At 63.1% G+C, this 18689-nt stretch carries 21 protein-coding genes and 1 pseudogene; 14 read left to right on the plus strand and 8 right to left on the minus strand.

The window, feature by feature from the left end; translation table 11 throughout:
- Positions 1-377 (plus strand): annotated as a pseudogene (locus tag P1U55_RS06480) (IS5/IS1182 family transposase); the annotation flags it as partial.
- 125 nt (positions 378-502) lie between these two features.
- Positions 503-655 carry a hypothetical protein gene (locus P1U55_RS06485; protein WP_301046720.1) on the plus strand — a complete coding sequence of 51 codons (153 nt, stop codon included), beginning with the start codon at positions 503-505 and terminating at the stop codon, positions 653-655.
- A 68-nt stretch (positions 656-723) separates the two neighbouring features.
- Here P1U55_RS06485 and P1U55_RS06490 read toward each other — a convergent pair whose 3' ends face one another.
- Positions 724-1398 carry a DsbA family protein gene (locus P1U55_RS06490; RefSeq protein WP_301046721.1) on the minus strand — a complete coding sequence of 225 codons (675 nt, stop codon included), beginning with the start codon at positions 1396-1398 and terminating at the stop codon, positions 724-726.
- A gap of 42 nt (positions 1399-1440) precedes the next feature.
- A complete protein-coding gene (locus tag P1U55_RS06495) occupies positions 1441-1968 on the minus strand; it encodes a DciA family protein (RefSeq protein WP_301046722.1) in 528 nt (175 codons plus the stop codon).
- A gap of 87 nt (positions 1969-2055) precedes the next feature.
- Between P1U55_RS06495 and mutY the strand changes: the two genes are divergently transcribed.
- Both mutY and P1U55_RS06505 read left to right on the plus strand, forming a co-directional pair.
- The gene (gene mutY, locus P1U55_RS06500) at positions 2056-3111 is read left to right on the plus strand and encodes an A/G-specific adenine glycosylase (RefSeq protein WP_301046723.1); all 1056 of its coding nucleotides are present in this window, start codon (positions 2056-2058) and stop codon (positions 3109-3111) included.
- Between the two features lie 45 nt (positions 3112-3156).
- A complete protein-coding gene (locus tag P1U55_RS06505) occupies positions 3157-4311 on the plus strand; it encodes an alkane 1-monooxygenase (RefSeq protein WP_301046724.1) in 1155 nt (384 codons plus the stop codon).
- A gap of 39 nt (positions 4312-4350) precedes the next feature.
- Here P1U55_RS06505 and P1U55_RS06510 read toward each other — a convergent pair whose 3' ends face one another.
- Positions 4351-5055 carry a hypothetical protein gene (locus tag P1U55_RS06510; protein WP_301046725.1) on the minus strand — a complete coding sequence of 235 codons (705 nt, stop codon included), beginning with the start codon at positions 5053-5055 and terminating at the stop codon, positions 4351-4353.
- Positions 5027-5320 carry a hypothetical protein gene (locus P1U55_RS06515; RefSeq protein ID WP_301046726.1) on the minus strand — a complete coding sequence of 98 codons (294 nt, stop codon included), beginning with the start codon at positions 5318-5320 and terminating at the stop codon, positions 5027-5029. The genes P1U55_RS06510 and P1U55_RS06515 overlap by 29 nt, the downstream gene beginning before the upstream one ends.
- A 167-nt stretch (positions 5321-5487) precedes the next feature.
- Between P1U55_RS06515 and P1U55_RS06520 the strand changes: the two genes are divergently transcribed.
- The 5 genes from P1U55_RS06520 (at position 5488) to P1U55_RS06540 (ending at position 9170) form a co-directional block, all read left to right on the plus strand.
- On the plus strand, positions 5488-5976 hold the full coding sequence (locus P1U55_RS06520) for a hypothetical protein (protein ID WP_301046727.1): 489 nt from the start codon (positions 5488-5490) through the stop codon (positions 5974-5976).
- A 162-nt stretch (positions 5977-6138) separates the two neighbouring features.
- Positions 6139-6774, plus strand: a complete 636-nt coding sequence (locus P1U55_RS06525; RefSeq protein WP_301046728.1) for a ribonuclease HII — start codon at positions 6139-6141, stop codon at positions 6772-6774.
- A 92-nt stretch (positions 6775-6866) separates the two neighbouring features.
- Positions 6867-7973 carry a site-specific DNA-methyltransferase gene (locus P1U55_RS06530; protein WP_301046729.1) on the plus strand — a complete coding sequence of 369 codons (1107 nt, stop codon included), beginning with the start codon at positions 6867-6869 and terminating at the stop codon, positions 7971-7973.
- A gap of 292 nt (positions 7974-8265) precedes the next feature.
- Complete coding sequence (locus P1U55_RS06535) at positions 8266-8643, plus strand: hypothetical protein (protein WP_301046730.1); 378 nt, start codon at positions 8266-8268, stop codon at positions 8641-8643.
- 101 nt (positions 8644-8744) lie between these two features.
- Positions 8745-9170, plus strand: coding sequence for a cytochrome c (locus tag P1U55_RS06540; protein ID WP_301046731.1), 426 nt, complete (start codon positions 8745-8747; stop codon positions 9168-9170).
- Positions 9171-9194: 24 nt separating this feature from the next.
- Here the strand turns inward: P1U55_RS06540 and lpxK are convergent, their stop codons facing one another.
- The 4 genes from lpxK to P1U55_RS06560 all read right to left on the minus strand — a co-directional run bounded on the left by lpxK (position 9195) and on the right by P1U55_RS06560 (position 13884).
- Positions 9195-10175, minus strand: a complete 981-nt coding sequence (gene lpxK / locus P1U55_RS06545) for a tetraacyldisaccharide 4'-kinase (RefSeq protein WP_301046732.1) — start codon at positions 10173-10175, stop codon at positions 9195-9197.
- Between the two features lies 1 nt (position 10176).
- Positions 10177-11382 carry a glycosyltransferase N-terminal domain-containing protein gene (locus P1U55_RS06550; RefSeq protein WP_301046733.1) on the minus strand — a complete coding sequence of 402 codons (1206 nt, stop codon included), beginning with the start codon at positions 11380-11382 and terminating at the stop codon, positions 10177-10179.
- Between the two features lie 13 nt (positions 11383-11395).
- Positions 11396-11641 (minus strand): DUF4170 domain-containing protein, encoded by a 246-nt coding sequence (locus P1U55_RS06555; protein WP_301046734.1) that lies wholly within the window; start codon positions 11639-11641, stop codon positions 11396-11398.
- Positions 11642-11841: 200 nt separating this feature from the next.
- The gene (locus P1U55_RS06560; RefSeq protein WP_301046735.1) at positions 11842-13884 is read right to left on the minus strand and encodes a TonB-dependent receptor; all 2043 of its coding nucleotides are present in this window, start codon (positions 13882-13884) and stop codon (positions 11842-11844) included.
- 197 nt (positions 13885-14081) lie between these two features.
- Here P1U55_RS06560 and P1U55_RS06565 point away from each other — a divergent pair, with 197 nt between their 5' ends.
- Genes P1U55_RS06565 through P1U55_RS06585 form a run of 5 tightly spaced genes read left to right on the plus strand, consistent with a single transcriptional unit; the run spans position 14082 to position 18638 of the window.
- Positions 14082-15134: a ChuX/HutX family heme-like substrate-binding protein gene (locus P1U55_RS06565; protein ID WP_301046736.1), complete on the plus strand. Its 1053-nt coding sequence runs from the start codon at positions 14082-14084 to the stop codon at positions 15132-15134.
- The gene (locus P1U55_RS06570; RefSeq protein WP_301046737.1) at positions 15131-16027 is read left to right on the plus strand and encodes an ABC transporter substrate-binding protein; all 897 of its coding nucleotides are present in this window, start codon (positions 15131-15133) and stop codon (positions 16025-16027) included. Before P1U55_RS06565 ends, P1U55_RS06570 begins: the two co-directional genes overlap by 4 nt.
- 3 nt (positions 16028-16030) lie before the next feature.
- Entirely contained in the window at positions 16031-17098 is a 1068-nt protein-coding gene (locus tag P1U55_RS06575; RefSeq protein WP_301046738.1) for an iron ABC transporter permease, read from the plus strand.
- Entirely contained in the window at positions 17095-17898 is an 804-nt protein-coding gene (locus P1U55_RS06580; RefSeq protein ID WP_301046739.1) for a heme ABC transporter ATP-binding protein, read from the plus strand. Before P1U55_RS06575 ends, P1U55_RS06580 begins: the two co-directional genes overlap by 4 nt.
- Positions 17889-18638 carry a ChaN family lipoprotein gene (locus P1U55_RS06585; RefSeq protein WP_301046740.1) on the plus strand — a complete coding sequence of 250 codons (750 nt, stop codon included), beginning with the start codon at positions 17889-17891 and terminating at the stop codon, positions 18636-18638. Before P1U55_RS06580 ends, P1U55_RS06585 begins: the two co-directional genes overlap by 10 nt.
- Positions 18639-18689 lie beyond the last annotated feature (51 nt).

Below are 18689 nucleotides of genomic sequence, written 5' to 3' on the forward strand. Positions count from 1 at the left end.
TCCTGGCGCAAGCTGCACCTCGGTCTCGATCTTGTCAGCGGCGAAGTCGTCTGCTTGAGCGCTTTGGCGAAGGAATTGAGATTGCGATCCCACCTCCCAAAACCGCGATGCTGAGCCCGGACGCCGCCCGGAATCCGACGATCCGCGATCGGAAAACTACCGAAAATAAGGCGTACGGACGCATAGCTTGGCAGAAGACATCGGGCTACAATCAGCGCAGTTGAAGTGGAACTTTGATGGGTCGTTGGAAGGCCGTCATCGGGCCGAAGCTAAAAGCGCGCAGCTTTGAGAACCAGAAAACGGAGGCCAGGATTGGTGTCCGCGTGCTGAACCGGATGACCGAACTTGGTCGCCCCAGTTTCGAACGCACCGCCTGAATTCCGTCTCGGGCAGGGCCTGTTCCGAATTGGAGGCGATCCGTGCAGCACGACCCCACTACCCGCTGTTTGACAGCATCGAAGGCGAGATTTTGTTGGTGGTAGACCGGATTTATCGCCCGAGCATGCGGGAGAAGCGCGATAGCATTGGGGTCACCACCATCCCCTGCCCGGACGAGCGCCTTGACGCTGAAACCAACCTTATGGACCCGCGTTTTCGCACCTGGCGCCAAGCGGATACGCACCATGCCACCCAGAATGGGGTGGCATGGTGCTAAGTGGTATTCACGCTCATCTGGATGCCCTGACCGCCATAGCGGCCTGAGCTTTCACGCGCTTGAGGGGCTTATTCTCCCAGTTTCTTGTCGAGGATCGCCTTGAACTCATCGTAGGACATGTTCGAGTACTTTTCGCCATCAATGATGAACGAGGGGGTTGAGCTGATGTCATCGGCCTTGGAGTTCGTCTGGAAGGTCGCGATCAGCGCCTGAGCCTTGTCAGCGTCTTTCAGGCAGGCGTCGATTTGGCCTTGGTCAAGCCCGGCGCGCAGGCCGAGGGTGCGCAGGTTCTTGTCAATCTCGGCGGGGGTGCCGGAGCCGATCCATTCCTGCTGCTCACTGTAGATCATGTCGGTGATGCCAAAGTACCGGATCGGGCCTGCGCAGCGGGCAACCATGCCGGCCCAGAGGCCGAACTTGTCGAAATACACTTCGCGGTGGATGAACTTCACCTTGCCGGTGTCGATGTAATCGGCCTTCAGACGGCCGAGCACCTGATCGTGAAAACTTGCGCAATGCGGGCAGGTGAAGGAGGCGTATTCGATCACGGTGATCGGTGCATCCTGCTGGCCCATCGTCATATCTATCACCGACGAGGTATCAACCTCGGCGGCGGTCTGGGCGTTGGCGGTAAGGCTCAACCCACTCGTGCTGCTGACCTGATTGCTTGTGCCAATGGCAAAGTAGGCGCCAAGCCCGAGGGCGACGGCAAAGATGGCGGATAGGGTGATCTTGTGGTTCATTGGTTTCCTCGTTTTGTCCTGCTCGATAGCACCGCCAGCGCTTTAGCTGCTCCGGTCGGCCTTTTCCATAACATGTGCGCCCAGACGATCGAGCGCCGCTTTCAGCCCCGGATCGGTGACCCCGCAAGACAGGGCCTCGGCGGCCTCAACGTGCTGTGGGGCGGGGCGGCGGCGCTTGGGTTTGGGGGCGTGGTTGAAATCTGCCTGCCCTTCGGCAAAGCCGGTGGGGGCGGTTTGGGTGAAGCGGATTTTCTGAATTGCCGCATAGCCGTAAACGGCGTTGATTCGGGCGCGCAGCTGGGGCTCCTGCATTTGTAGCATCGGTGCTTCGGCCCCTGTGGTGAGCACCGTCAGCGTCGCGCCAAAGGCACCGCGACCAAAGCTCACCTTCACCGGGCGGGTCTTGCCAGCCACCTCATCGCCCACGATTTCAGCCCAATGGGTCAACACGCGCGTCTCCGCAAAGCCGCGCGCCTCCCCGGCCTTGCGGATCTCGGAGGTGAGAAACTGCCCGGTTTGAGCGAAGCCGCGTTTGGTGCGCTTCGGTTTAGTGTAGGGCTGTTTCGCCATGGCCTCGCAATCTGATGGTCTGCGCCCTATCTTACCGTCCGGGTGGGCCGTGGGGCCAGCCAATTGCGCGAGGGGGTGCCATAAACATTGCGTGACGGAGATTTGAGCGAGGCGCTTCTGGCGTGGTATGACAAGCACGCACGCACGCTTCCGTGGCGTGTGCCGCCGGGTGCGGACGAGCGGGCCGATCCCTACCGCGTGTGGCTTTCGGAGGTGATGCTCCAGCAAACCACGGTTGCGGCGGTGAAGGGTTATTTCATCACATTTACAAGCCTTTGGCCGAGGGTTGAGGCGCTTGCCGCCGCCCGTGATGAGGATGTGATGGCGCGTTGGGCGGGGCTTGGCTACTACGCCCGTGCCCGCAACTTGCTAAAGTGTGCAAGGGTTGTGGCGGATGAATTCGGCGGGGTATTCCCGGACAGCGCCGAGGCCTTGCAAAAGCTGCCGGGCATCGGCCCTTACACGGCGGCGGCGGTGGCGGCGATTGCCTTTGATCGCCCCGAGGTGGTTGTGGATGGCAATGTGGAGCGGGTGATGGCGCGGCTGCACGGGGTGCAAACCCCGCTGCCCGCAGCCAAGCCCGAGCTTGTGGCCTTGGCTGCGAAACACACGCCAAACACCCGCCCCGGCGATTACGCTCAAGCGGTGATGGACCTTGGCGCAACCCTGTGCACCCCGCGCAGCCCGGCTTGCGGTATTTGCCCGTGGCGCGCGCCTTGCGTGGCAAGTGCCGAGGGGATTGCCGCCGAGCTTCCGCGCAAAATCCCCAAGAAACCAAAGCCAATCCGCCATGGCACCGCCTATGTGATCCGCCGCGATGATGGCGCTTTCCTGCTGGAGCGGCGGCCTGACAAGGGCCTGCTGGGCGGGATGCTGGGCTGGCCCGGCGGGCACTGGGCCGAGCAGGCCCCCAGTGCCGCTCCACCCGTGACCGCCGCGCTGGAGGAGGTGGGCGAAGTGCGCCACACCTTCACCCATTTTCACCTGATCCTGAGCATTCAGGCCGGAGAAGCCACGGCAATCACCGAGGCCCCGGATGGGCTGGACTGGTTGCGCCTGTCCCCCGCCGCATTGCCAACGGTGATGCGCAAGGCCTATGACCTTGCGGCCACATCCCCCGCCCTTGGCGCAGCCAAAGATTGACGGCGCGCACCATGAGCCTATGGTCCGGCTCCGAGGGGCGCGCGCATGACGAACCGGAGAGCCATGATGGTCCCGTCTTCCACAGTTGAGTCCTTTCGCAGCGCGGCCCCCTTTGGCCTGTCGCTGTTGACCCTGCCGCTTGCGCTGGCCTCTGCCGCATGGGGCGGGCTTTGGGTGATTTCGCTGCCGCTTTTCGCGTGGATGCTCTTCACCCTGCTCGATGCCGCGCTGGGCCTGAACGAGGAAAACGCCGACCTGACCACCACCGAGGCGCAGCTTTTCTGGTATCGCCTCATCACGATGATCTGGGCACCCATTCAGGTGCTGCTGATCCTTGGGATGCTGGCCTATGTGCCGCAGGCGGCGCATCTCAACGTGCTGGAAAAGATCATGATCTTCTTCGGCCTCGGGGTGATCACCGGCACCATCGGGATTGTTTACGCGCATGAGCTGGTTCACCAGCGCAACCGGGTGGAGCGCTGGCTGGGGGATATCCTGCTGGCCTCGGTGCTTTACTCGCATTTCCGTTCCGAGCATTTGCTGGTGCATCATCGCTACATTGGCACCCCGCGCGATGCGGTGACGGCACGCTATAACGAGCATTTCTGGGCCTTCCTGATCCGGGTTATGCGCGAAGAGCCGGTTTCGGCGTTCAAGGCGGAGCGGGATATGTTGGCGCGGCGTGGCCTGCCGTGGTGGCACCGCAGCAACCCGCATTGGCGCTACTGGTGCCTGCAAGCCGCCTTCCTCATCGCGGCGGTGGTGCTGGGCGGCTGGGCCGGGCTGTTTTTGTTTTTGTATCAAGCCTTTGTGGCGGTTTGGCAGCTTGAGTTGACCAACTATATCGAGCACTACGGGCTAACCCGAAAGCACCTTGGCGAGGGCAAATATGAGCATGTTTTGCCGCGCCATAGCTGGAACGCTTCGCAGACCGCATCGAACTGGCTGCTGATCAACCTTCAGCGCCACTCTGATCATCATTACAAGCCTGACAGGCGCTTTCCACTGCTGCAAACCTACGACGAGGATGAAGCGCCGCAACTGCCCTATGGCTACCCGCTGATGGGGATTTTTGCGATGATCCCGCCGGTCTGGCTGCGCCGGATGAACCCGCGTGTGCGCGAATGGCGGCGCAAGTATTACCCCGAGATCGAGGATTGGACCCCCTACAAGGAAGCGACCAACCCCTTGCCGCGCTGATGGTGGGTTTCACCCACCACCCGGCTATCACGAACCGGCTCAGACCATGCGGATCACGTTCTTGTCGATGGAGAGCATGTAGCCCTTGCGGGCGATGTTCTTCACCAGCAATTCGCTCACCATCTGGTTGCCAAGGCTGTCTCTCAGCCGCTTGATCCGTGTCGCGCCTGCGGCTTCATCACAATCGGCCTCGGGCTTGCCCTGAATGACGCCCTCGATGGCGGCCCCGGTGAGCACATCTTCATCCATCCGGGCCTCGGCCAGCACGGCCAGTGTTTCAATCGCGGCTTCGGTGAGCTTGAATTCCATGTTGTTCAGCAGCACCACCCGCTCCTCGCGCGAGATCACCAGCGATGACACCTGAATGCCCTGCCGCTCAATCTCGCCCATCCGGCGATTGAGCGCGATGATGGTGACGAGAAACACCAGCGAAGCGATCAGCAGTGCCGTGGCAAAGATTAGCAGCACAAAGATGACTATTCGGTAACTGACCAGCACATCCCCGAACGCCGTGCCCGATTGTGCGAGGATCTCCAGCAGCGTCACGGCCTCGCCGGACACAAGCGCATCGTTTTCTGTGAATATCTGCTCAACCCGCGCGTTGAAGGCGTTGCCGTCCGGCAGGGTGAGGAACAAAAAGACCGCAGCCACAGCGAGGATCGCCACGATCCCGCCGATGCCATAGGTCACCACACGGCCGCCGGAGCGGCGGATGTCAGTAGCGGAGGTAGTTTGATCCGGCATTCTTCTCCTGCGCCTTGCTTGGCTCCCCGTCAAAGAGCGAGATCACATTAAGCAGCACCCAGCCGCCACGGGAAAGGCGGGCAGAGACCTGCGCCTGTGCCTCGCCGCGTGGGGGGCAGGTGGCGCCAAGCTGCATCACACCGTAGTGGAGCTGAAGCGGATTGTCCTGCTTGGCCTTGTATTCAGCATAGCAAGTCGCCGCAGCCGGGCTGGCCAGAAGCGCCAGCGCGGTGAGGGCAGCGCTGAGGGAGATGAGGTGTTTCATGCTGTATTTCATGAGGTTTGCGTCGCTGATATTCAATAGCAATCGCACCCTGGGCGGGCGCTATCCCATATCTGCCTGCCGTTATTGAGCGACAGGGCGACCTGCCGCCATCCTGCTCTCATCCCGCCCCGTTTGTGGGGATCGAACAGCACATGAGAGGACAGGACATGATCAGGAAATTCACTGCGACCATTGCCGCTGGTGCCATTGCGCTCACCGGTTTTGCCGCCACCCCGGCGCAAGCGCTTGATGAGGGCGAAACGCTGCGGCTGCTCCTGGGGGTTGGGGCGCTTGCCGCGATCGCCAGTGCTGCGCACAACAAGAACAAGGATAAGGATCGCAACACGGGCCGCGTGAAGATAAATGCGTGGCCAAACGACCCGCATGATAACGGTTATGTGCAGGTGAAACCCTATCAGCAGCAGGGCGTCAAAACCCGCAGGCGCGCCACCCTTCCGGCCAAATGCGAGACGGTGGTTCCCACACGGCGCGGCGACCAGCGCTTCTTTGGTGAGCCTTGCCTCAAGCGCTCGGGTTTCCATGCCAAGCTGCCGCAGAAATGCGCCAAAACGCTCGATTTTGGCCGTCGCGAGGTGAAGGCCTATGGCAAGACGTGCCTTCAGAAAAAAGGTTACCGAGTGGGCTACCACCGCTAACGCCAGACACAGGTGAGGCGCGTCCCGCTTGGCGTGGGGCGCACCTGTCAGCAGGGCGTGGCCGTTATCCCCATGGGGCCACGTTGAACTTGGGGCGAAAGGTGCAGGCTTTTCGCCCCCTTTTTTCGTTGCGGTTTGCGGCGGGGCGGGGGAGAGAGGGGTATGAAAACTATGCCTGATTTCTCCTATGAGAGCACCGCCCTTGCTCAGGGCTTCACCCGGATTGCCGGGGTGGATGAGGTGGGCCGCGGGCCGCTGGCCGGGCCGGTAACAGCGGCGGCGGTGATGCTGGATAAAACGCATATTCCAGAGGGGCTTAACGATTCCAAAAAGCTCACCGAGAAGCGGCGGGTAGCTCTGGACGCGCAGATCAGGGCCACGGCGCAGGTGTGCATTGTGCATGTGAGCGTTGAGGAGATTGACGAGATCAACATCCTGCAAGCCTCGATGCAGGCGATGCTGCGGGCTGTGGCGGGGTTGAGGGAAGCGCCGGATCACCTGCTGATTGATGGCAACCGCCTGCCGCAACCGATGCCCTGTTCCGGGCAAGCGGTGGTCAAAGGCGATGGCAAATCACTGTCGATTGCGGCGGCGTCTATCGTGGCCAAGGTGGCGCGTGACAGGCTCATGGTGGATTTAGCGCAACAGCACCCCGGCTACGGCTGGGAGAGCAACGCCGGCTACGGCACAAGTGTGCACTTAAAGGCACTACAGGATTTGGGTGTGACACAACATCATCGGCGTACCTTTGCACCGATACGCAACATCTTGTTGCAACAAAAATCTTCAAACCCCTGATTCAAAAAAGAAATTGACCGGGAATCAGCTCTGACTCATTCTTCACCCCAACAACACCGAACGCCAAAAGAGCGTGGGGACAGAGGCAGACAATGACAAAGACAACAACCCGAACGGGGCAGCAGAAGCTGCCACTGAACCGGATTTTGCCGGGCGATTGCATCGAGGTGATGAACTCCCTCCCCGAAGCATCGGTCGACCTTATCTTTGCAGACCCGCCCTATAACTTGCAGCTCAAGGGCAATTTGCACCGCCCCGACAACTCCCAGGTAGACGCCTGTGACGACCATTGGGACCAGTTCGACAGCTTCAAAGCCTATGACCAGTTCACCGAAGAGTGGCTGAAAGCGGCGCGCCGCATCCTGAAGCCAAACGCGGCGATCTGGGTGATTGGCAGCTATCACAACATTTTTCGCGTTGGGACCAAGATACAGGATGCCGGTTTCTGGATCCTTAACGACGTGGTCTGGCGCAAATCGAACCCCATGCCGAACTTTCGTGGAATGCGGCTGACCAACGCCCATGAAACGATGATCTGGGCCAGCAAATCAGAGGGCGGCAAATATACCTTCAACTATGAGGCCATGAAGGCCCTCAACGATGATGTTCAGATGCGGTCAGACTGGGTGCTGCCGATCTGTAACGGGGGAGAAAGACTTAAGAATTCCAGGGGAGAAAAGGCGCATCCGACACAAAAGCCGGAGGCCCTTCTCCATCGTGTCCTGCTCGCCACGACGAACCCTGGCGACGTGGTGCTGGACCCGTTCTTCGGGACCGGCACCACAGGCGCCGTTGCCAAGATGCTCGGCCGTGATTTCATTGGCATCGAGCGTGAAGAAGAGTACCGCGAAGTTGCGCAGGAACGCATTGATCGCGTTCGCAAAATCGACAGTGACGCACTGAAGGTGAGCGAAAGCAAACGGGCCCAGCCAAGGGTTCCATTTGGCCAGGTGGTGGAGCGTGGGATGCTTCGCCCCGGCGAAATGCTGATCAGCGGGAATGGCAAGAAAGCGGCAAAGATCAGGGCGGACGGAACCCTTATTTCTAACGATGTAAGAGGGTCCATTCACCAGGTTGGCGCGCAGTTGGAGGGGGCTCCAAGCTGCAATGGCTGGACCTACTGGCACTTCAAGAAAGACGGCAAACCCGTGCCGATTGACGTGCTGCGCCAGCAAATCCGCTCGGAGATGCAAGCCTAAACACCATAATTTCAATGAGTTACCGCCGGTGCCTGTGGCCTGACCATGGCACGACCTAGGCCCCGCTTGCCCTTGTGGCAGCGGGGCCCTTTTTTGTGCGTGCGGTGGGGCAGGAAAGCGCCGTTAACCGCAAAAAGCGAAGGGCCACAACCGATGCACAAGTGATGCACAACCCATGCGCAGGGTTTTTCGAACGAGCGGTTGAAAGCAATGCAGCGTGCGGCGGGGTAACGGGTGGTTTGCCGGATTGGCGGCCATTGTTCTGCCCGCGCTCATCCCCTAGGGTTCTGCCATGGCAGGTGTGCTTCATAAAGCCTCGGCGCTTCTCATGGTGTCGCTGGTTGCCCTGATCGTTTGGGGCGGCACGGCGCATGCGATGGTGATGGGCTGTTCCGGCCCCCATTGCGCCAGCCTGATGAGCGGGCCCGGTGCCAAGGATCATACTGCGGATCACACCGCCCATAGCGGCCTGCAAACCGCCCCGGAGGGCAAGGCACCGCCTGCCGACGAGGCGGCGGCCTGTGATCAGGCGCTGTGCCATGCGGTGGCGCTGGTGCCTGCGCAGGCACCTTTCAGCCCGGCCCCCGTTGCCCAAAGCGTGGCGTGGCAGGTTGTGAACATGCTCAAACGCCCGCCGCATGGCCCGCCCGAGAGGCCCCCGAACCTGTAAAGCCGCACCTCACGCGCGCGCGCCCATAGGCGGGCTGGCGCGATGACCGGGCGCGGGATGCTCCGCGCCTGCAACGCTTTATAGATACCGGGAAAAACCCAATGAAACGACCCATCATCCTGATCGGCCTTGGCGCCGTTGCAGCCGTGGCTGCCCTTTCATTTTATCAACGCGGCGCCCTGCCCGCCGCCGGAAAAGAGGCCGCTGGCAGCGCAATCGTGGCGATAGAGGTGCCGCCACTGGAGGGCGATGCGCTGATTGGAAAGCGCGCCTTTGAGAACGCCTGTGCCTCTTGCCATGGGAAGAACGCCGTGGGCCAGAACGGCGTGGCACCGCCGCTGGTGCACAAGATTTACGAACCGGGGCATCATGGTGATGCGTCCTTTCAGGCGGCGGTTGCATATGGGGTGAGGAGCCACCATTGGCGGTTTGGCGATATGCCCCCGGTAGACGGGCTGACCGAGGGGGATGTGGCGATGATCGTGGCCTATATCCGCACATTGCAGCGGGCAAATGGCATTGAATAGGCCGGTTTGGTGCGGCGCGCGCGGCTAGCTCACGCCGATCCGCGCCAGCGCGGTATCAAGCGCAGTCCAATCGGCGACCTCAAGGCGCACTGGCAGGGTGAGCACCTTCTGGCGAAACTCTGGCGGCAGGCGGACCGAGTCCTTTTCGGTGGTGACGAGCTGTGCGCCGAGGGTTTTGGCCTCTAGCTCAAGGCGGGCCATGAGGGCGGCGGTGAGGGGCTGGTGATCATCCAGTGCCTCACCGCGGATCACATTGGCCCCGAGGCCGCGCAGGGTGGCGAAGAACTTTTCGGGGTGGCCAATGCCGGCAAAGGCGAGGGTGGCGAGGCCTTCCCAATCCATCCCGGTTTGCAACGGGGCGAGGTGGCCGGTGAGGTGGGGCACGGTGATATGGCTGCCCCAATCGGCCTGGAACCGCTCCTGCGCGGCAGCGGGGCCGATGGAGAGCAGCAGATCGGCGCGCGCCATACCCGCCGCCACAGGCTCGCGCAGGGGGCCAGCGGGGATGCAGCGGCCATTGCCAAAGCCGCGATGCGCATCGACCACCACCACCGAGAGGGATTTGACGACCGAAGGGTTTTGAAAGCCGTCGTCGAGCAGGATCACCTGCGCCCCGGCGGCTTCGGCGGCCTTTACCCCGGCGGCGCGGTCTTTGGCGATCCAGGTGGGGGCGAAGGCGGCGGTGAGCAGCGGCTCGTCACCCACCTCGGCGGCGCTGTGGCTGCGCTCATTCACCTGCACCGGCCCGTCAAGGCTGCCGCCGTGGCCACGAGACACCACATGCGCCCCGGTAATCCGCTGGGCGAGCGCGATGGTGGTGGGGGTTTTGCCGGTGCCGCCCGCGTTGATGTTGCCGATGCAGATCACCGGGACAGAGGCGGTATAGCCCGGCTGGCCGAGGCGGCGGGCGGTGGCCTTGGCATAGAGCGCCCCGAGCGGGGCGAGCAAGCGGGCTTGCAGGGCCGGGGCCTTGGGCGGGGTGAACCAGTAGAGCGGTGCGCGCATTTCAGGCGACCCCTTCAGATTGCAGCTGCGCCACGAGGTGGTTGGTGAGGGCGGCCATGGTGACGGCGTCTTCGCTGATGACGGTCCAGGCCGCTTGGGCCAGCTCGGCGGCGCGATCGGGTGAGAGCAGCTCCAGCACCGCATCGGCGATGGCGGCGGGCGCGGCGATGGTGCGCGCTCCATTCGCGGTGGCGAGGCGTTTGAGGCCGGTGGTGCGGGTGGGGCCAAGAGGGCCGAAGATGATGGCGGAGCCGAGGGCGGCAGCGGCGGAAGGCGGCTCAGCCGGGGCGGGGCCTGCGAGCGTGCCACCAAGAAAGCAGACCGGGGCGAGGCGATACCACAGGCCATTTTCCTCAGGCGAGTAGCGATCCGCGAGGTAGATTTCGGTGTGATCCTCGGGGTCGTCGCCCTCATACCGCGAGGCGGTGGCAAAACCGGCATCGGTGAGATCGGCGGTGAGGCGGGCATCATCGGGGCAGCCCGCGCCGGGCAGGAGGATCAGCAGGGCCCGGTGGGCTCCAGCGAGGGCGGCGTGGTGGGCGGCGAGCACGGCGGGAAGCTCCTCTGCCGTGGGGTGGACGGCAAACCAGAGCGGGCGCGCGGCGAACCGCTCGGCCAGTTCGGCGCGCTCACTTTCGATGCAGCGGGGCGGATCAGCCAGCGCGGTGAGCGGAGCGGCGAGCCGGGTATGGACGATGCCAGCGATGCGGGCGGCGCGCAGGGAGGTGGCATCAGACACCCATGCCTCGCGGACCGCGCGCAGGGCCGTGCGGGTGGGGCGATCAAGGCCGCTGAAGGCTTCGGGCGCGCTGGTGACGAGCGTGAGGGGGCAGTGGGAGGCCCCGGCAGAGAGCAGCGGCGCAGCTTCGGCGCGGCCAAGCCAAAGCGCGACGTCGGGTTCCCAGTGAGACAGGAAGCGCCGCGCGGAGGTGCGCCCCGGCGCGGGATGCGGCTGCCAGAGCAGCGGCGTGCCCGGCGGGGTATCGGGCGGCGTGGTAGAGGTGACGAGCAGGGTCACGCCGGGATTTTCGCTTGCCAGTTCACGGGCCAGCGTGGGCAGGGCGGTGGCCTCGCCGGGCGCGGTGACATGCGCCCAGACCAACGGGCCGGGAGGCCGGGGAGGCGCCTCGCCCGAGTCCTCCCGCTCGGCGCTGCCCTGCGGAAGGAGACGCCGGAACAGGGCGTTGCGAAGGGGGCTGCGCGTCATTGGTGTTCAGGGATCAATCGTCGAGTTCTTCGGTTGGCGATGCTTCGCGCCCCTCATCGCGCAGGCGGTGCAGGTGGGCGATGAAGTAGCGGGTATGGGCATTGTCGACGGTGCGCTGGGCCTCGGCCTTCCAGGCATCGTAGGCGGCGGCGTAGTTGGGGAAGATGCCGACAATATGGATGTCATCGACATCTTTGAAGGTGGTGCCGGAGGGATCGACGAGATCGCCACCGAAGACGAGGTGCAGGCGCTGGGTCATGTTGGTCTCCGTGGGGTGAGGGCCATGTAGCCTGAGGGTAGAGGATGTTGCCGGGAGGTTGAACCAGTTTGAGGTTGAGGAAGGGTGGAGAAGGGTTCCGTCGTGCTTGTCGATTGCATTCGGCGTCGGTTTCGGCCCCTTGCCAGAGCTGAGACAGACAAATGGTGGTGGCGGTCAGCCCCAAGCGCTGACCGCTTCACTCAGAACGTTTTCGACAGTGTCACTTTGAAGGTCCTGCCCGGAGCTTTGCGGCTGGGCGATGACAGGCGACCGACGTAATCGGCGTCCAGGACGTTTTCGACCCCAAAACGCACCTCGCTTCCATCCAGCCACCCTTGCGCTTGGGGCTTCCAGGTTGCACGCAGGTTGTGCACCGTGCTGTCGGACAGATCAGCGCCCAGCGCGTCACGGCGATCAGTTGCATGGACAATTTCCCAACTGAGATCGAGGCGGTCATCCCAATTCTTGCCGAGTGTCAGCTGCGCCCGATCCGCCGGGCTGTTGCGCCAGGTCGTATCGGTGCCGTCGGGATTGAACTCTGTTCCCTCGCCAAGGTGCGCCGCGAAATCGACATAAAACCCGTTCGCCATGCCATAGGAGGCCTCCAGTTCGAAACCGCGTGAATCCACACGGTCCAGTTCGGTCGACGTCGAGCCAGCGACCGTGTAGCTGGTGATGTCCCAGAGTTCTGTCTGATAAAGGTTGCCGCGAATGGTGAACGTATCGCCAGCAACGAAGACATCCGTGCCGGTGTATTCGGCGCCAAGTTCGAAGGTATGGGATTTCTCAGATATATCGATCCGCCGTTGCGCGGTGGCACCGGTGCCCAGATCGTCGATGATCGGAAGGCCCTCAGTATAGGCGGCCGAGCCGAAGACCGACAGACCGTTGCCGAAATCGTAGGCCAGCGCCAGACCGCCCATCAAGGCGTCTTTTTCGTAGGTGTCCGGCGCGCCAGCCAAGGGCACGGCGCTTTCAATTCTGGAATTTTCATACCGCAAGGCCGGCGTGACCGAAAATTGCCCGATAGACATTTCGTCAACGACGAACAGCGCGAAGCGGTCGTTCGTGCCACCCGGCGCACCTGCTGCCGTGTTGTCCGCGCGGATGCGGCGCTGCGCCTCAACGCCCGCGAGCATGTCGTGCGACACCGCGCCGGTGGCGAACAACGCGCGGTTGGTCACGGTCAGCTTGGTTGTTTCATAGCGTTGATTGGCGTTCACGGTGCCAACGATGGCAGGGAAGCTTGGCGTGCCTTCCAGCGGGGATGAGCCGGGGATGTAATCGTATTCGATTTTCTGATCGGCATAGGAGAGGTTTGCGCGCAGGTCGACGAGGTCGTTGGTCGGGTTGAAGCGATACTCCAGAACCGTCTGGATCGTTTCGGTCAGTCGGTCGACGTTGCCGAACATTCCCCCGGAGGTGTCGAATTGGTCATAGGGCACGTCCTTGTCATCTGCGACGGTGCTCGAATGGCTGAATGTCAACGAATGCGCGTCGTCCTGTCCAAAGGTGAACTTGCCTTTCGCAAGGTAGGAGGGGGTGCGGAATGCGCTGTTGCCGACGGTAGAACCGTCGCCGGCCGTAAGGTCTTCCTGATCGCGCAGGGAATAGTTCAGGAGAAACTCGGTGCGTTCGGTCGGCATCCAGGCCAGGTTTGTTGAACTGACCCAGCCTTTTCCATTTGAGCCGAACTCAAGAGTCTGGGAACCGCCGAAACCCGGCACGCCGCCTGTGAAATCAGACGCGTCTTTCGTCTCCAACTTCACGACACCACCAACGATGCCGGACCCGTAGGCAAAGCTGCCGATGGTGCCGCGCAGCACCTCTACCTCGCGATAAAGCAGGGGGTCGGTGAAGAGCTGTGTGCCAATCCGGTACAGTTCTTCCGATCCGACCGAGGCGCCGTCGATCTGCACGGCGATCTTTTGGTCCGAACCAAATGTCGTGTTTGCACCAAAGCCACGGATGTTGATGCCCGAGCCTTGCGGCGTGGTGCCATTTACAAGCGTGACGCCGGGCACGGAATCGATGAGTTGCGCGACGGTACTGGCCTGACGGTCCTGGATTTCTTCTTCACCGACCACCGTGCGGGACAGCGCCGTGCCAAAGCTGAGATCCCTTTTCCCTCCGGTGAGAATCAGGGTGCCGAGAAAGCCTGGATCGCTATCCTGCGCCATGGCAGGCGTCGCGAGCGACAGGCAGACAAGCGCGGTCGAGCCACGCATCAGAGAAGTGAGCATTGCGCCATCCTTCGTGTGTTTCTAACCGTAGCTTGCAAAGGCTGGCGCGGCTTTGTTGGTGATTTTGTGATGAACTTTATCGCGATGGGTTGCAGCACTAACTGTATCAGACTAAAACAGTCAAGTAATTAGAGAGCCACGCACCGCTTCCTTCCGGGCGCAGCCATCGGACCACAGCCCAACCTCCGAGGACGCCCATGATGCAGCAAAACGCTGTCAGACCTGCCGATATTCGTTCCTTTGTAACGGACAACCCGAAACTGCGCGCCCGTGACGCGGCAGATGCGCAAGGCATCACCGAGGCGCAGCTCGCCGCCGCCAGCGTAGGCCATGGCGCGACCCGAATTGCGGCCCATCCCGACCGGATCATTCCCGCCGCGGAACGGCTGGGCGAGGTCATGGCCCTGACCCGTGTCGATGCCTGCGTGCACGAAAAGATCGGGGAGTACGGCAACTACCATCCGGGCGCTCATGCCGCGATGACCCTGACCGAAGAGATCGACCTGCGCATCTTTCCGTCGCATTGGGTGCATGCCTTTGCTGTCGAAACCGAGTCTGAGCAGGGCCCGCGCCGGTCGTTGCAGATTTTCGATGCAGCGGGCGACGCGGTGCACAAGATCCACCTTGGCGATGGCTCGAACCATGACGCCTGGGCCGGGCTCGTGGCGGACCTGGCCGTGGCAGACCAGTCCGACATGCAGGCTGTCGCGCCGCGCAAACCGGTCGAGCCGCCGAAACTGCGCGAGGACAAGCGCGACATCTTGCGCGAGGAATGGGAGAAACTGACCGATACGCACCAGTTCCTGCGGCTGTGCTCGAAGCTCAAGATGAACCGGCTGGGCGCCTACCGGATCGCCGGTGCACCCTGGGTGCGACAGCTCGATCCAGGTGCTGCCGATGCGATGCTTCAGGCCGTCTGCGATGCGGGGATCGAGGTGATGATCTTCGTCGGCAATCGCGGCTGCATCCAGATCCACACCGGCCCGATTCACACGCTCAAACCCATGGGGCCCTGGCAGAACGTCATGGACCCCGGGTTCAACCTGCATCTTCGGCTCGACAAGGTGGTTGAGATCTGGGCCGTGGAAAAGCCCACGCAACGCGGCCCTGCCGTGTCCGTCGAAGCCTTCGATGCAGAGGGCGGGCTCATTTTCCAGGTGTTTGGTGTTGGCAAGGAGGGTCGCGACACCCGTCCCGCTTGGGGCCGGATCGTCGAAACGCTTCCGACCCTCTCTGAGGTTCCGGCATGAAATCGAGCAACAAGAAGAACACGCCCTTCAAGGCCATAATAATGTCAATGTTCAGCGCCTTGATCGCGCTGCCCGTCAGCGCGCAGCAGAGCGCGGACCTGACGAACCCCCATGCCGATGTGCTCTCCATCGGGGGGTCGGTGACCGAAATCGTCGCCGCCCTTGACCAGCAGCATCGGCTGAAGGCGCGCGACACCACGTCCAGCTATCCACCTGACGTGATCAACCTGCCCGACGTGGGGTACATGCGGTCCCTGTCGCCCGAGGGCGTATTGTCAGTTGGCCCGTCTCTGATCCTCGCTGAAGAAGGCGCTGGACCACCCGAGGCGCTCGAAGTGATCCGCGCAGCGGATGTGGACTTTGTCGAGGTGCCCGATGCGCTGACGCCGGAGGGCATTATGCGCAAGATCGAGATCATAGGCGATGCCCTTGGCGTGCCTGACAAGGCCGATGCGCTGGCCGCTCAAGTTGAAACCGCCCTGTCCACGGCACTCGACGATGCAGAGCGCCCGGAGTCCGACAAGAAGCGCGTGCTTTTCGTCCTGTCCACGCAAGGCGGCAGGATCAATGCCTCAGGCACCGGAACCACAGCGGATGCGCTGATCCGCATGGCGGGGGGCGTGAATGCCGTTACCGATTACGAAGGATACAAGCAGATCACCGACGAGGCCGTCGGACTAGCCGCACCGGACGTGATCCTGATGATGGACAGGGGCGGTGATCATGGCGCGGCAGATGACGAGTTGTTCGAGATACCTGCGATCAAGCTGACGCTGGCAGCACAGACGCGCTCGGTGGTGCGGATGGACGGCCTGCTGATGCTGGGCTTCGGGCCGCGCTCGGCTGAGGCGGTGCGCACGTTGAACGAAGCGCTCTACGCGCCGAAGACCTGAGCCTTGATTGCTGTGACCGAGATCGATGCCGTTCCGCGCGACCGGCTGTCCCATGCCCGGACCTGGCATTGGATCCTCGCCGGTGCGCTGGCGCTGGCCTGCATCGCCAGCCTTCAGGTCGGCGCGACGGACGTGGCCCTGTCAACGATGCTGGCCAAACTGGCGAAGGGCGAGGCGCTGAGCCAGATGGAGCGCGTGGTGCTGTTCGACATTCGCCTGCCGCGGCTCGTCATGGGCGTGCTGGTTGGCGCGGCGCTGGCGGTGTCCGGCGCGGCGATGCAGGGGCTGTTCCGAAACCCGCTTGCGGATCCGGGCATCGTAGGCGTCGGTGCGGGGGCGGGCCTTGGCGCGATCCTGGCGATCGTGCTGGGCGCGCTGCTGCCCGTCTGGATGATCGATCTGACCGGCAATCAACTGGTGCCCTTCGCGGCCTTCCTCGGCGGATGGGGGTCGACCCTCCTGCTCTATCGCGTTTCGACGCGGCATGGACGCACCTCTGTTGCGACGATGCTCTTGGCGGGCATCGCGCTTGGCGCGCTGGCCGGGGCCCTTTCAGGCATCCTCGTTTACATCGCGGATGACCGGCAGTTGCGCGACCTGACCTTCTGGGGGCTTGGCTCGCTCGCCGGGGCAAGCTGGGCCAAGGTGCTCTCCGCCGGGCCGTTGATCCTACTGTCCATCAGCGCCGCGCTGATGCTGGGCCGGGGACTGAACGGGTTGGCGCTCGGCGAGGCGACGGCCGCCCATATCGGCATCGACGTGCAGCGCATGAAATCCATCGCAATCCTTGCCGTGGCAGGCGCCACCGGCGCGGCGGTCGCTGTGTCAGGCGGGATCGGTTTTATCGGCATCGTCGTGCCGCATCTCTTGCGTCTGGCCTCCGGCCCGGATCATCGGACGCTGCTGCTCAATTCCGCGCTCCTGGGCGCGATCCTGCTGATCCTTGCCGATGTGATCGCCCGCGTGGTCATCGCGCCCGCGGAACTGCCCATCGGAATCGTGACGGCGGTGCTGGGCGCGCCGGTGTTTCTGTGGATCCTGCTCAAGCGCCGGGGGCTGGTAGAGCTATGAGTCTGACTGCCAATAATATCCGCGTAAGCTATGGCAAGCGCGAAGCGCTGCGCGGGGTGAGCCTGACCGCCCTGCCCGGCGAGGTCACCGCCATCGTCGGCCCTAATGGGTCTGGTAAATCCACCCTGTTAGGGGCGATCACCGCCTCGCTGCCCTTTCACGGCCGTGTTGGTCTGAACGGGCGCGACATCGGTACGCTCAAACCATGGGACCTGGCCGCCCAACGCGCCGTGTTGCCCCAGGCGTCGCGTCTGGCCTTTCCCTTCACCGTTGTCGAAGTGGTCCGGCTTGGATTGCAATCGGGCACCGCCGGGGACCGCCCCGAGGTGCCGATGCAGGCGCTGGCCCGCGTTGGACTGGCGCATTACGCAAACCGGACATTCCAGGAACTGTCCGGTGGCGAGGCGCAGCGCGTCATGCTGGCCCGCGTTCTGGCGCAGGTCTGGGCCCCGGTCGAGCACGGCGAGCCGCGCTGGCTTTTGCTGGATGAGCCTGTCTCAAGCCTCGACATCGGGCACCAATTGCAGGTGATGGAGATCCTCCGCGATTTCGCCCGCGCGGGGGGCGGCGTGGTTGCCGTGATGCACGACCTGAACCTGACCGCGCTTTCTGCCGACCGCGTCGCGGTGCTCGCCGAGGGGCAGCGCCTGGCCTTCGGAGCGCCGGGCGAGGTCCTGACCGATGATATCCTCTCGCGCGCCTATGGCTGTGCCTTACGGGTTTCTGCCCCACCGCCCGAAACCATCCCTTACATCCTGCCCCATGCAGCATCAGCCCAAAAGGAACCTGCATGCGTCTGAGCGCCCTCTTTTTGGCCCTTGCCCTGCCCGCGACGGCCAATCCCTCGGCGGATATCGTCGTCCTCAGTGAGGTGCATGACAACCCGGACGCGCATCGTGGACAGGCCGCCGCGTTGCGAGAGCTGCGCCCTACCGCTGTCGTGTTCGAGATGCTGACCGCAGAAGAAGCGACGCGTGCCGACGCCGACCGCAGCCGGATCGCCGCCGCGTGGGAAGCCAGCGGCTGGCGAGATTTTCCAATCTATGCACCAATCTTCGAGGCCCTCGGAGCGGCCCGCATCGTTGGGGCGGCGGCTCCGCGCGAGGCAGTCCGCAGCGTCTACAGCGACGGGCCCGCGGCCCTGTTCGGCGCGGAGGCAGCCCGCTATGGCCTCGACGAAGCTCTGCCGGACGAACAACAACAGGTGCGCATGCAGATGCAATTCGAGGCGCATTGCGAGGCCATGCCGCTCGAAATGATGGCCGGTATGGTCGCGACCCAACGCTACCGCGACGCGGTTTTTGCCCGTGCCGCGCTGGCGGCGCTGGAGACCTATGGACCACCGGTCGCCATCATCGCCGGAAACGGTCACGCCCGCACCGATTGGGGTGTGCCCGCAATGATTGCCAGGGCCGCACCCGAGGTCACGACCCATGCAATCGGTTTTGTCGAAGATGACACCGGCATGCCTTTCGACGAGATCCGCATCGTGCCGCCGGCCGAGCGGGACGATCCCTGCCAATCGCCGACATTCAACTGAGGGGAGAAACATATACCTTGCGAGCAACCGTTTCCCCATACCACCTGAAAG

Origin of the sequence: Vannielia sp. (genome assembly GCF_029212645.1) — a bacterium.
Lineage (GTDB): Bacteria > Pseudomonadota > Alphaproteobacteria > Rhodobacterales > Rhodobacteraceae > Vannielia.